Origin of the sequence: Rivularia sp. UHCC 0363 (assembly GCF_034931125.1) — a bacterium.
Taxonomy (GTDB): Bacteria; Cyanobacteriota; Cyanobacteriia; order Cyanobacteriales; family Nostocaceae; genus Rivularia.
In genome coordinates this window covers 1-13,183 of the sequence record NZ_JAYGHM010000019.1, presented here as the reverse complement: position 1 = coordinate 13,183, position 13,183 = coordinate 1, and the positions used below count along the sequence as shown (strand labels likewise).

Below are 13,183 nucleotides of genomic sequence, written 5' to 3'. Positions count from 1 at the left end.
GACCCTTTTGTTATCTCCCTATGGGAGACCCACTGACCGTACTGCTTCACATTTAGCTTTTGATAGATGGCTTATATTAAAGTTCGTGGCGTAGAACATTACTACGAGTGGATTAAACAATCTGATGGTTTACAAAAACCAGTAATGGTGTTTATTCACGGTTGGGCTGGTAGCGCTCGATATTGGGAGAGTACTGCTGAAGTTTTATCGGAACAATTCGATTGTTTACTTTACGATATGCGGGGATTTGGACGTTCCCGTGGAAAACCGATTAATATCGTCGATTCGCAACCCCTCCAAGCAGAAGAAGTAGAAGAATTAACCTACGAGCTAGAAGAATATGTCGAGGATTTAGCAGCATTCCTCTCGGAATTGCAGTTGCAGCGCGTGTATCTGAACGCTCATTCTATGGGAGCATCGATCGCGACTTTGTTCCTTAATCGTTATCAAGAACGTGTAGAAAAAGCAATTTTGACTTGTAGTGGGATTTTTGAGTATGACAAACAAGCTTTTGAGGCTTTTCACAAATTTGGTGGCTATGTCGTCAAATTCCGTCCTCAATGGTTGGGAAAAATTCCATTAGTTGACAAAATGTTTATGGCGCGATTTTTATATCGTTCTATCAAAGCAGCAGAACGTCAGGCATTTTTGCAAGACTTTCTGATCGCGGATTATGATGCGGCTTTAAATACAATTTATACTTCTGTCAGTAAAGCTCAGTCCGAGTTGATGCCACACGAATTTGCCAAACTTCAAGTACCAACTTTATTAGTATCTGGAGAATACGATCGGATTATCCCCGCCCAGATGGGGAAAAAAGCAGCAGTATTGAGCGACCAAGTTGAGTATGTAATGATTCCCAACACCGCTCATTTTCCCATGTTAGAAGACCCAAGTACTTACTTAGATGTAGTAAGAAAGTTTTTACAATTACCCACACTGCTTTCTGCGTAAGTAGGAAAGGGAGTAGAGAATGGGGCATTGAGAAAAATAAAGGAGCAGGATGCTCCCACTAAAAATAGTTTTATAACTCCCTATTCCCTATTCCCTATTCAATCCAAACCTAATTCTCTCTTGAGCAAATTAATCGATTTACTGCCGATATAATTTTCACAGTAAACCAGTTTGGGTGGACGGATGATGTCTTCCATAGCCATTTGCATAGCATTTTGTACGGCAGCATAACTAGTCTCGTCAGTACTAAAAACTATTTGCGCTCGCTTGACTATTGCTCCTAACTTATAACTATCTTTTGGCTGGGAAGTCATCACCAATATTTCATCTCCCCGCAAACCGTGGAGAATTACTTCTGTGGCTCTGAGAATTCCGGAACTAAGGCTGACGATGCCAATACAACTATCTTTTGATAAATTTTTAACAATGTTAAATTCCTTAGCATAATCGTGGATATCAAGGGGGATTACACGTACTGCTCTAGGTGCTGCAATTGCTTCTAATTCGCCGATGAAATATCGACTTGTAACAACTGTTGCCGAGCTTGTTTTATCCAATACGGCAGATAGCTCTTCAGTCGCAACTAACTGTACTGGTATTTGTAAGGCTTGTTCTAATTCTTGTACTATTAATTCACCAGCACCGATATCCTGAGTCGGTACTGCTACTAGCACCCGCGCACTACAACGCAACCGCCAATCAATTTCAGCTAGAAATATCTCGCGGGCTTGGTTAAGGGAACAACCTTGAGAAAGTAATTCATCAAGAGCCTTCTGAACAATTTTGTATGCTTGGGGATGTTGTTTGAGAATCGGCGATTGTAATTTACTACCACCCTCGTGTCCTTGAGCGCGGACGTAAATTCCCGAACCAGCCAGACTTTCTACAAGTCCATCTTCCTCCAATTGACGGTAAACTTTGCTAATGGTATTGCGATGCAACCCGGTTTGCATTGCCAATGCTCGGGTTGAAGGCAACTTATAAGCTGGTGGATATTGCCGCGATGCGATCGCAAATCGAATTTGATTGAACAACTGAGTCGATGCGGGAATTTCACTATCTGGCTGAATGCGGAATTGAATCATCACCTTCGGTTTTCTGGGTGCTAGTAGCTTTTATCGGAAAGCGGTAAAAATAGTTGCTAAAAAAAAATTAAATACTAAATATTAAACAATTTATTTATACATCGAATTTGATAACTATAAATTTTTCATAGGAATGGGTCGTGTTAGTTAATAATTTTATGAGAGTTAAGCTCTTAAACAAGCATAACTATATCTAATAATTACACCACACTGGTAAAAACTATTATGATTTGTGCAATAGATACTAAAACCGTAAAAATAGCATCGGATTCAGTACAAATCGATGCTTATTTAGTAAAACCTCAAGAAGAAGGTAGCTATCCAGGAGTTGTGGTATTGCAGGAAATATTTGGGGTGAATGCCCACATCCGGGAAGTTGCCGAACGTATCGCGAAAGAAGGATATATTGCCATTGCTCCGGCGCTATTTCAACGTCTTGCACCCGGCTTTGCAACCGGCTATACCCCCGAAGATATAGAAGTCGGTAAAAATTACGCTTGGGGACAAACTAAAGCTTCAGAACTTTTGAGCGATATTCAATCGGCTATAGACTATCTAAAAACCTTACCCGAAGTAAAAAAAGATGCATTCGGCTGCATTGGTTTCTGCTTCGGCGGTCATGTGGCATATCTTGCCGCCAGCTTAGTTGACATAAAAGCTACTGCCTCATTTTACGGCGCACGTATAACCACTAGTACTCCTGGTGGTGGTGAACCTACTATAAATGTTACTTCAGAAATCAAAGGTATGCTTTATGCCTTTTTTGGCATGGAAGATTCCAGTATCCCCACAGAGCAAGTAGACCAAATCGAAGCTGAATTAGAAAAATATCAAGTAATTAGCCGTGTATTTCGTTACAAAGATGCCAACCACGGTTTTTTTTGCGATCGCCGTGCTAGCTACAATCCAACAGCAGAGAAAGATGCTTGGGAACAGGTTAAAGAATTATTTGGGCAGCTTTAGCGATCTTGACGGGATTTGTAGGATATGGTGTAAGGGTTGTTATTAGTTACGGATCGGATAATTAACTGTTTGTAAACAATCGAAACTTTTCATCCAGAAAAATATTGATTGCGATCGGTAATTAATGACTAATGAATAATAATCTGTCCTTATACAAAGGGCGCTCTAAATCTTAATTCATCTTCAATTTGTTATGGAGAACGAAGCTAACATCTCTCAAAAAGCCGATACGTCTTTTACAATGGACGACTTTGCTAAGGCTTTAGAAAAACACGACTACCAGTTCCAGAAAGGACAGGTAGTAAAAGGGAAAGTATTCCAAATCGATCCAGATGGAGCTTATGCCGATATTGGGGGCAAGTCAAGTGCCTTTATTCCCCGTCATGAAGCGGCTTTGAGAGAGGTAATAGATTTATCAGAAGTTCTACCACTTCATGAGGAATTAGAATTTGTAATTGTCCAAGAGCAAAATGCAGAAGGGCAAGTAACCATTTCTCGCCGCCAGTTAGAAATGAGGCAGATTTGGCGCAAGTTGCTAGAAATGCAAGAGAATTCCAAGAGTGTAGACGTGCAGGTGATGAACGCCAACAAAGGTGGTGTCACCGTCGATCTTCTTGGTTTGCGTGGTTTTATTCCTCGTTCTCACCTGCTTGAGCGCAACAATTTGGAAGCACTCAAAGGTCAAAAACTCACCGTTAGCTTTTTAGAAATAAACCAAAACACTAACAAACTTGTACTTTCCCAGCGCTTGGCGAAAAGTTCTGCTAGTTTCAGTTTATTAGAAATCGGTCAGTTAGTAGAAGGGAAAATAACTGGTATCAAAGCATTTGGCGTATTTGTTGATATAAACGGCGTTAGCGCTTTACTCCACATCAAGCAAATCAGCCAGAAGTTTATTGACAATATCGAAAAGGTATTTCAACCCTCGCAAGAAATTAAAGCTCTCATCATCGACATAGATGAAGGAAAAGGTAGAGTTGCAATTTCTACTAGAGTTTTAGAAAACTTCCCCGGCGAAATGCTTGAAAATATGGAAGAAGTCATGACGAGCGCAGAAGCACGGGCTGAAAGAGCCAGGAAACAGCTTTTGGAATCAGCTAATGGTTGATAATAGTTAGGAGTTAGGAGTTAGAAGTTAGGAGTTAAAAATTAACAACTAACCACTAACCACGACTAACAATTCCTTGTTCTGACGATAGCTATTTCGCAGTTGCTGTAATATTTCTTCATTAAAGGCAAATTTAATTAACCGAATTAATTTGCCCCAGTCATATAAAACTGTTTGTTTGATTAAGTAAACTATGGGAATAATTAGGTTAAAAGTTAGAGAGCTTGCTGCTGAGAAAGGGTGGACGATAAAAGAAGTTTCTGACCGCTCTGGAGTTGTTTATAGTACTTTAAGAATCTATGCCGGTTCGCCTGGAATGACAATGGTTGACTTTACTGCTATTCAAAAGCTAGCTCGTGCGTTCGACGTGATGATAGAAGAATTAGTTGAAGTGATTGAAGAGTAATTAAACAAAAAATAAATGGCGATCGCTAATCAGACAGATTATTTAATTGACTGCAAAAAGCTAATCCCACCAAGCGTAAAGTAATTTCAAAGCTATATCCGTTTCATCAGCAGTTTGGGCAAATCTCTCAAATGCCGAGATGAAATCAGCACATATTCTCGAATCTATAGTTTCTATCTCTAAGCTCAATTGAATTCCTTCGATGCTTGTACGGTAGTTTTCTCTATCGGGAGAAACAACATATCCAATAAAAAATGGTTCATAGCCCAAATTTTGAGACTTTTTGCCAAATTCGTAAAATTCTTGAATCGTAGGAGAATTATTTTGAGTTTGTTGTGGTTCTGCAAAACCGGATTCTAACAACTGCGCTAGTTTATCTAAAGTTAAATCTTCAAAAAACTCGCAACCACCAAGGTCTTCATCCCAAATTATAGAGCGAGCAAATATAATTTCTTCGCGCCGTTTAAAGTCAATATTTAATCCGTTACTATTTATTGCCATACGTATAAATGCTTTAAAGTCAAGCACTTTTGATAATTCTTAACATAACAATATTAAACTCAGCTAACGTGCTTTAATTACAAAAAATAAAAAAACTATACGAATATAAAAAAATATAAAATGCAGTTTAGATTTAGGGCTAGTTAGGGAAGCTAATTACAAAAAACATATATCTACAGTAAATTTCAAGCAATTAACAACTAACAACTAACCACTAACAACTATATCTTCTGACTGTATAACCACGGATGGTTACTAAACTAGCGGTGAGATATTTCAGGAATAATGCGGACGCACTCACCTGAAATATCATGGTACTTTACACATTAGCGTTCCTCTGCTAAAGAGGGCGGTTTAAGCCCGCCCCCTTAGCATTTTTCTTAGTTTAACTCACAATTTTCTAAACATCCTCCCCATCTCCAATATCGCGCTTCGGCGGACGTTTGTAGGTAAAGGTAAAAGTATCGCCACTGCTAATTACTCGCCGCATTTCATCATACATGGGATAATTGCCTACACCGCTCAGAGATGCCCAACCACGCGCCCTAGTTAAGGCGACAAACAATTGGTTACGATGATTCATATCATTCTCGTTGCGGGCGACTTTATCAAAGCCAACTACATAAACCATATCCGCTTCGTGTCCTTTAGCGCGGTTGATACGAGACACTGTAACGCCACCGTCATGCCAGAATTTATCAGGACTATTATTGGGATATTCGGGATACAAATCGTTTAAGATTTTAGCAGTGGGAATATAAACGTCAATATTTTGGTCGATCAAGAAGTCAGCAACTTCTCTTTCTAGTTCTATCGCTTCGGAATTAGAGCCTAAAACTGCTACCAAAATATCGCGACTGGGATTAAGACCATCATTAACAATATTGTGCATGATGTTCTCAGACAAAGCCGTTAATTCTTCCTCACGAGAATTATAGGTTTTAAATTCTAGTACGGGTTCTCCCCAGAGTTCGGGGATTGGGTTGGGAGAAAATTGTGGCGATCGCACTATGGTAATGGGCTTACCAACTCTTCTAAAATCACCTTGGACTTCGTAGCCGATTCTGTCCCAATCTTTTTTATTCGTGATACCAGAAAGCATTCCTTCACCGTGCAGCAAACCCATACCAATCGCGTGTGCTGCGGTTAAAATTGGTCCGGGAGTGCGGTAACAGTGACGCATCACTTCCGAACGTTTGATACCACCGGGGTATTGTGGTTGCTTGTTTAAAAGATTGCTTAATTCTTCACCAAATACTTCTTTAGCTTTTGGTACAACTAAACTATCAAGACTTTGTGCTTCGTCGTAAGCCCAAATTAAACGCTTTTCTTCTGGTGTTTCTTCGCTTGCAGGTCGTAAAGCTTGATAAGCTAACCAGTAAATTGCTTGTTTATCTTGATATTTCAGATTGTCGTCAGCAACTAAATCTTGACCTTCATCAATCAAGATCGCGTCAAACATCGGCTCAATTGCGATCTCTTCCTGTAACCGCTTGCATAACTCGGCTAAAGCACGATTTGGTTGTCCTTGATTGGTATCTACAACCGTTCCGCGTCTTTTACCGTGGTATTCGCAAATTGTGCTATAGAAACCGGGCTGTTCCTTTGCACCCCAAGCGTGAAGCACGCGCAATTTTAAATTAGTTTTGGGATCGTATTGTAAATCTCCACCGCTAAAACGACGCATCCACTGGTCTAATAAAGCGATCGTTAAGTCATATAAAGAGCGAGTGAAAAACACCAAAGCAATATCCCAATCGGGGTGCTTCAAATGCATATGCGCCGCTTTTTGGCACAGCAATACAGTTTTACCAGAACCCGCAATACCGCGAATACGTTGAGGTCCGGGGGGAATTTCTTTACCTATATGTTCTTGCTGTAAATCTATTTCATATAACTTTTGACGCAAAGCATCCATCACGCTAGCGCGAGTTTTACCACTAACAGCGATGTCACGCTGGGGTTTACGAAGTACTGGAGTTCCACCAATTACCGAAAGCAGTAATTCCCAATCTTTATCTTCTAAGTTTTCTCCAGGTACTAAAGGAGAAGTTTGTTGAATGCGTTCGAGTAAAGCAGCTTTGCTCAATTGGTCTTGAAAAATAATTGTGGGACAATTAGGTAGTTGGTCGAAACCTCTTTGCTGCCAAAGTTCAAGAGTAATTAGAGGTAGTGCAACAATAACTCTACCGTTGACTTTACGCCAAATAGCCGGTTCTCTGTCAGTGTATGCAATTAAAGCCCGTAATTGATGTTCTGCTAATTGAGATGGAGACGCTTCGGTACGAGCAAAGTTTTGTAGAAGCCAATTGCGATCGCGAATTTCAGCTATTTGATCGATGGTAACTGGCAGAATTTCAACTACAGTTAAACCAAATTCGCGATCGGCAACAAGAATATCGGGTTCCTTACGAATTTCACCGACCTTCGAGAAAATCGGATACCGCCAATAACCGATACAGTTTCTATCTGCAAATGCATTTTTAACAGCATCCCATACTTTTTGTTCGCTCGATTCCTTTCCGGATTTTATGGGTTCTGTCGTGATAAATTTATTACTAATGTCTTCTAAAGTCATTTGATATTTTTCGCGTTGAATTTGTTAGAAAGGATGAATCTTTGTTACGCGAAATTTGCCTCACCCTCAAAGGGTAGGGCTATACATACAAAATTTGTCTAAGCACCCTGTAAAGAAGTAACAAAAGTTTCATTCGTGTTGCTAAATTAGCATCGCTTTAATTTCCCCTGCCAGTGCAGATACACGGATGAGGAGATGATATTATACGGTTTAATATATTAGGGATTATGCGGATTTTATTTTATCCTTTTTGTGATAAATATTTCTTTGTAAAAAAATAGTAATTACGATCTTGACTCTAAAGGTGGCACTTCAAACTCGTTGAAAGCGCGAACATCATAGGACGTAGCTGAAGACAGCTTTTATCAGTTTTTGATCGAGAGTTGCTCATACAATTCCGAAGGGTATTTCTAAGTTATGTAGGATAGCCATGAAGGAACCTCCTAGTTCAATTTATTGGTAATAGTAGTACTTCAGAAATGTTGCGGGAACCGAGATGGAAGGGGGAGGGGAAAATGGCGATCGCACTCTTGTTTACAAAATCTTTACAATCTTGAAATATAGAATTATAAAGAGTCAGCAACTCAGCCCTAAAGGGTCTGAGCTTCAGGCGTAATCCTGAAACTCTTAGCTGACCAGATTAAGGATTAATTTCCTACGTTTAAGGTAAGTGTTGAAGTTCATACCTTGGAATGCGTAGCTAGTTCCAAGCTCTATAACTAGGGGATTAAACAGGTGTACCTGAGTTAAGCCAGTGTTTCCTAGATATGCCGACCTCAAACATTATCGTTCGCGCAGCGTGTCCTCCTAGGACAAGCTAACATCACCGACATTGCGGACTAACCATCCAAGAGGAAAACGCCGCGTGTGGTTTTAACCACCGTGGCGTTTTCCTCTCAGCTTTAAAAAGACTGAGTTTCCCACATCCCGTATATTTTTTATGAAATACTTATAATTTAAGTGGTGAAAAATTTTCATATCTTAAAATCTAAGTATATTTTTTTTAATAAATACGACGTGCTATGCCAGTACGTCCACCCGTGAGATAATAGCTCTTCTGAAAAAGATTGTTTACTTATTGCGGGATAAATGGCGCAAACACAAAGAAAGCCTGTGTATATTCAGCCCGAACACCACGAAATTCTTAGACGAATAGCATACGAGCAGCGTTGCAATATTTCAGATGTTTTGGATGTAGTATTGGAGCAAGCTAATTGGGAAGAAATCACTCAAAAAGCAAGTAACAAGCCTGCACAAAGAGCAGCAGAGCGAGGAGGAAACTATAAAGCTTCACGAAAGCTCAGTTAGCTTCACCTCAATCCTCCCATATAATAAAAAATAATCAGGAAAATTTTCACTTACTCGCGAATTTTTCTGATGACGAACCTTCAACGGAGAGGGTGGGATTCGAACCCACGGTACCTTTCAGTACACTCGATTTCAAGTCGAGCGCATTCGACCACTCTGCCACCTCTCCAAATCATCTGTCAGCAATCAATCTTGAACAATGAAGCCTAGATAACTGCTGACCAATTATATATTATACTATATTTCTACGCTGGTTGCACTAGTGAAGTGGATTTTTGATAAAGAATTTCTTCAGATTTAATAGTGAAATCATTGTCAATCCATACTAGTGAAGCTTTTGCGACTTTACCATCTTCAAGTTCCACAATAGAGAAATTACGTAGCTTCTCTTGAGGCTTTTCGATAATTCGGGGTACGCTGGCTGCATTTAAATAAATAATTCCCTCTGGACTCCTAAAAATACGCTTTCGCAATACTTTTGTATGTCGCAGGCTATGGTGCATATGTCCGAATGTCACCAAAGGAATATTTTTACCGGCGGTGATACTTTGAGAAATCGCTTCCGCAAAGTCTGGGTCGCCATAATCGCCGCCGATTGGATGCCAATCTTTGCCGCAAGGGTCTTCGGGATTGTCCCCCAATCCCGAAGGACCGTTATGACCGAGAAAAATTATCGTTTCATAAGCAGCGCTCTTTACTGCTTCCATAATTCGGGTAGTTGACTCTTCAAGAGTGGCAACGCCAAATCTTTCCTTACATAAATCCGCAAATTTCCATTTCGGTCCACCCCAAGTAAAAGGACGACCTCCTACCACCGTTAAGTTAAAATTCGGAAAATCCAGCTTCCCAAAACCAACATGAGTATCACCCAAAAAATCAAGTTGTTGCTGCACCCAATCTTCTTTAGTGCGGTCGTAGGGGCACTTTTTACGCCCCCATTCGGTAGCAGTGAACCATGCATCGTGGTTGCCCATTACGGCTGCTTTAGGGATATCGAGTGAAGCTATTTTTCTGACCACTTCTACCGACTCATTACCAAAATCCCCTACGAACAGCACCAGATCAATGTGCAGACGCTGGAGTGCAATATCATCGTCCTTTTCCCATTGGTCGTGAACGTCTCCCACTACAGCGATTTTGAGAGTTTTCGAGTTTGTTATCTGACTGCTTGTCATGCCACTTTCCTTTCCATATGTTTCCAGGATAGGAAACTCAAACCAATTTTGACACAATTTTCTCGAAGTCGTATTATCCACCTATTATTTTTGGTAAAAAGTACTATAATTATTTCAAGATTAAAAATTATATCTTGCAAATACGTATAATTTGATTGCCAAACCCTCTGACGGTAAAAGGAACGAGGGATGAGGTAAGCTTTTGTACAAAACTGCGAGATTTTGGATAAAAAGAACATTCTGCCTAATCATACCGTGTTTACTACCGCACTTGCTCAACGCAAAACAACCCAACTGGGTGCATTGCCATTAGATTTATTTGCAGCGATCAATAGTCTAAGAAAAGAACTTAATGCCGTTATCTTAGCCCACTATTATCAAGAACCAGATATTCAAGACATTGCAGACTTTACTGGCGATTCGTTGCAACTTTCCAAAGCAGCAGCGAATACTAATGCAGATGTTATTGTGTTTGCTGGCGTTCATTTCATGGCAGAAACGGCAAAGATTCTTAATCCAGATAAATTAGTTTTGCTACCAGATTTGGATGCTGGTTGTTCTTTAGCGGATAGTTGTCCCCCCGCAGAGTTTGCAGCATTTAAAGCCGCTCATCCAGAGCATTTGGTAATTTCTTACATTAACTGTACTGCGGAAATCAAAGCGATGAGCGATATTATCTGCACCAGTTCTAACGCTGTCAAAATTGTGCAGCAGATACCCAAAGAACAACCGATTATTTTTGCTCCAGATCGTAATTTAGGGCGGTATGTAATGCAGCAAACTGGGCGAGATTTATTATTATGGCAAGGTAGCTGTATTGTCCATGAAACCTTTTCCGAGAAGAAGATTGTGCAGTTAAAAATTGCACATCCACAAGCTGAGGTAATTGCTCACCCCGAATGTGAAACATCTGTATTGCAGCACGCTGATTTTATTGGGTCTACGGCGGCTTTATTAAAGCATTGTCAGCAGAGTTCCAGTAATGAATTTATTGTTGCTACGGAACCGGGAATCATTCACCAAATGCAAAAACAAGCACCGCACAAACAGTTTATTCCCGCACCACCGACGAATAACTGCAATTGTAACGAGTGTCCGTTTATGCGGTTGAATACCTTAGAAAAGCTGTATTTAGCAATGAAGAATCGCACCCCGGAAATTACGATGAGTGAGGATACGAGAATTAAGGCTTTGCGTCCTATGGAGCGGATGTTAGAGATGAGTATTTAGGTAAATATTTATAGAGACGTGGTAATCAAACTGCGTCTCTGGTTGTTTTAGTGAAGTGCGATCGCCAAACTTTACGTACTACTGAACAATTCTAATAACCTTGTAAGTTATGACCAACAGAAGTACACTTCACCAGGCAATATATAGATAAGATAGCAAAAATCACTCAATAGAAAGTTGAGTATCGATTACTTTTTTTAAATTATTAATATATTTATCGTTAGGACTAAGAGAATTAAGTTTCTCTCTAAAAGAGAACCAGTAAGGTTTAACAGAAGCATCAAGCTCTATAGATTTATTAAATAGAGATTCAAAAGTACTAGCACAACCATGTGAATTATATATCTGACTATTTTCAAAGAAAATTTCTAGAATTTCTTTCCATTGTACAGGACTGTTTCTCAAATTGTTCTAATAACTGTGAGGCTTCTTTATCTCCTAAAAGCTGTAATTCCCTTAGTTTATGGAGAAAATCGAATACAACCGCATTCCAAGTTGCGACAATACAAGAACGATATGCTCCAGCTTTATAACAAGCAATTGCCTCTTTAATAAATTGTTTAGCTTGCTTATCTCTACACCGTACTACTAATTCGTCTAAATCAATGAAAGCTTCATGCATATCAAGTATTCTAATATACTGATTTTTGTGTATATTAGCGTAAACACAAGTTTAATAAAGTGGAAGCTTGTTACAATATTACAAAACTAGAGCCTTTACAATATATAAATTTAGAAACTTAACCCAGAAATAAAACTACTTCTTATTCGCTTGCTTTAAAGCCGACTCACTATATTTTTTATAAAGCTCAATTCTTGTTTGCGCCTCATTGAAGCGATTATGACTAGACGGAACTTTACCCATCAAATCGGAAGCACGTTGCCATTTAGCAGCTAGGTCTAACCATTCAGCAGAAGTTGTTATTACTTGACCATCTTCAACTGCTTGATTAGCAATTCGCACTGCTACATTAAAAAAATCATCTTCTGCTTGAGAAGAAGTGACAATAGGTACTTCTAATTTGTTTTGATCAGTATCTAAAGGTTTTAAAGATTTTATCTCAGGTGTATCGGTATTAAAAGATTCTAAAGTTTGCGCTTCTATTAAATTATTTTTCTTATTACCTAGCAAAGAATAAGCAAGCCAACCTGACGATAGTAGTAATATCCACAACATAAGCACATTAATAGTCTCTCCAAACAAGGACTTTTTAATCTTATTCTTGTTATTAACTATTAAATGCCGAGAAGATTTAGGCTGAGGCAATTGTGGTTTTTTTAATTCGTTTTTATTGTTTTTAAAATCTTTAATTATTTGCCATAAAATATGAGGTTTGTTTAAAGTAATTTCTTCAGACCACAACAGATGATTTTCTGGATTACGATTTATTTCTTCTAACCATAATAATTGTTGTTCTCGGACAATACGACTATTTATGTGAACTTTATGAATGTTACGAGGTGCGATTGTCTCTAATATCTGCCGAATTTGGTGTATTAAAGTCGATTTCTCAAGTTTTTCTATCGTTCGAGCTTCACATAACAGTTGTAAAACTCCACTATCAAAAACCGCTCTGGTTCTAACACCAGAATTAGCTAACTTTTCATTTAATATCTGAATAATTGCTGCGATGCTACCTTGGCTCGCTTGCAAAGCAATATCATTTATCTGATTTACCATTTGTTAAATCGTAATTGTTTGTCAATTTGAATTTGTTAACAGACAATTTAATATAAAAAGATCTAATTTTTTGTTCCTTAGAAACTTCCATAGACTTTTATTTTATTTTTATTGTAAGTTGAACAATATCAAATTGACAAATAATTTAACAAAAAGAAAGCCTCCCTCAATTATCCAGAAGGAGACTTTCTTTT

Annotated in this window: 12 protein-coding genes and 1 tRNA gene; 6 read left to right on the top strand and 7 right to left on the bottom strand. The window is 38.9% G+C overall.

What is annotated here, in order from left to right; translation table 11 throughout:
- Positions 1-66 precede the first annotated feature (66 nt).
- The gene (locus tag VB797_RS12895) at positions 67-954 is read left to right on the top strand and encodes an alpha/beta hydrolase (RefSeq protein WP_323238090.1); all 888 of its coding nucleotides are present in this window, start codon (positions 67-69) and stop codon (positions 952-954) included.
- Positions 955-1,052: 98 nt separating this feature from the next.
- On the opposite strand, the gene VB797_RS12890 is transcribed toward VB797_RS12895, so the two are convergent.
- Positions 1,053-2,039, bottom strand: coding sequence for a GntR family transcriptional regulator (locus VB797_RS12890; RefSeq protein WP_323238177.1), 987 nt, complete (start codon positions 2,037-2,039; stop codon positions 1,053-1,055).
- 225 nt (positions 2,040-2,264) lie between these two features.
- Between VB797_RS12890 and VB797_RS12885 the strand changes: the two genes are divergently transcribed.
- The 3 genes from VB797_RS12885 to VB797_RS12875 all read left to right on the top strand — a co-directional run bounded on the left by VB797_RS12885 (position 2,265) and on the right by VB797_RS12875 (position 4,516).
- The gene (locus VB797_RS12885) at positions 2,265-3,002 is read left to right on the top strand and encodes a dienelactone hydrolase family protein (protein WP_323238089.1); all 738 of its coding nucleotides are present in this window, start codon (positions 2,265-2,267) and stop codon (positions 3,000-3,002) included.
- Between the two features lie 193 nt (positions 3,003-3,195).
- A complete protein-coding gene (locus VB797_RS12880; RefSeq protein WP_323238088.1) occupies positions 3,196-4,110 on the top strand; it encodes a S1 RNA-binding domain-containing protein in 915 nt (304 codons plus the stop codon).
- Between the two features lie 193 nt (positions 4,111-4,303).
- Entirely contained in the window at positions 4,304-4,516 is a 213-nt protein-coding gene (locus tag VB797_RS12875) for a helix-turn-helix transcriptional regulator (protein WP_323238087.1), read from the top strand.
- A 60-nt stretch (positions 4,517-4,576) separates the two neighbouring features.
- Here VB797_RS12875 and VB797_RS12870 read toward each other — a convergent pair whose 3' ends face one another.
- Together VB797_RS12870 and VB797_RS12865 are read right to left on the bottom strand one after the other, a co-directional pair.
- Positions 4,577-5,044 carry a hypothetical protein gene (locus tag VB797_RS12870; RefSeq protein WP_323238086.1) on the bottom strand — a complete coding sequence of 156 codons (468 nt, stop codon included), beginning with the start codon at positions 5,042-5,044 and terminating at the stop codon, positions 4,577-4,579.
- Between the two features lie 373 nt (positions 5,045-5,417).
- On the bottom strand, positions 5,418-7,595 hold the full coding sequence (locus VB797_RS12865) for a DEAD/DEAH box helicase (protein WP_323238085.1): 2,178 nt from the start codon (positions 7,593-7,595) through the stop codon (positions 5,418-5,420).
- Positions 7,596-8,684: 1,089 nt separating this feature from the next.
- On the opposite strand from VB797_RS12865, the gene VB797_RS12860 reads away from it, so the two are divergent.
- Positions 8,685-8,903, top strand: coding sequence for a hypothetical protein (locus VB797_RS12860; RefSeq protein WP_323238084.1), 219 nt, complete (start codon positions 8,685-8,687; stop codon positions 8,901-8,903).
- A gap of 84 nt (positions 8,904-8,987) precedes the next feature.
- Here VB797_RS12860 and VB797_RS12855 read toward each other — a convergent pair.
- Positions 8,988-9,072, bottom strand: a tRNA-Ser gene (locus VB797_RS12855).
- A 76-nt stretch (positions 9,073-9,148) separates the two neighbouring features.
- Entirely contained in the window at positions 9,149-10,078 is a 930-nt protein-coding gene (locus tag VB797_RS12850) for a TIGR04168 family protein (protein ID WP_323238083.1), read from the bottom strand.
- Positions 10,079-10,333: 255 nt separating this feature from the next.
- Between VB797_RS12850 and nadA the strand changes: the two genes are divergently transcribed.
- Positions 10,334-11,308: a quinolinate synthase NadA gene (gene nadA, locus VB797_RS12845; protein WP_323238082.1), complete on the top strand. Its 975-nt coding sequence runs from the start codon at positions 10,334-10,336 to the stop codon at positions 11,306-11,308.
- Positions 11,309-11,663: 355 nt separating this feature from the next.
- Here nadA and VB797_RS12840 read toward each other — a convergent pair whose 3' ends face one another.
- Together VB797_RS12840 and VB797_RS12835 are read right to left on the bottom strand one after the other, a co-directional pair.
- Complete coding sequence (locus VB797_RS12840) at positions 11,664-11,930, bottom strand: hypothetical protein (RefSeq protein WP_323238081.1); 267 nt, start codon at positions 11,928-11,930, stop codon at positions 11,664-11,666.
- Between the two features lie 135 nt (positions 11,931-12,065).
- On the bottom strand, positions 12,066-12,989 hold the full coding sequence (locus VB797_RS12835; RefSeq protein WP_323238080.1) for a hypothetical protein: 924 nt from the start codon (positions 12,987-12,989) through the stop codon (positions 12,066-12,068).
- Positions 12,990-13,183 lie beyond the last annotated feature (194 nt).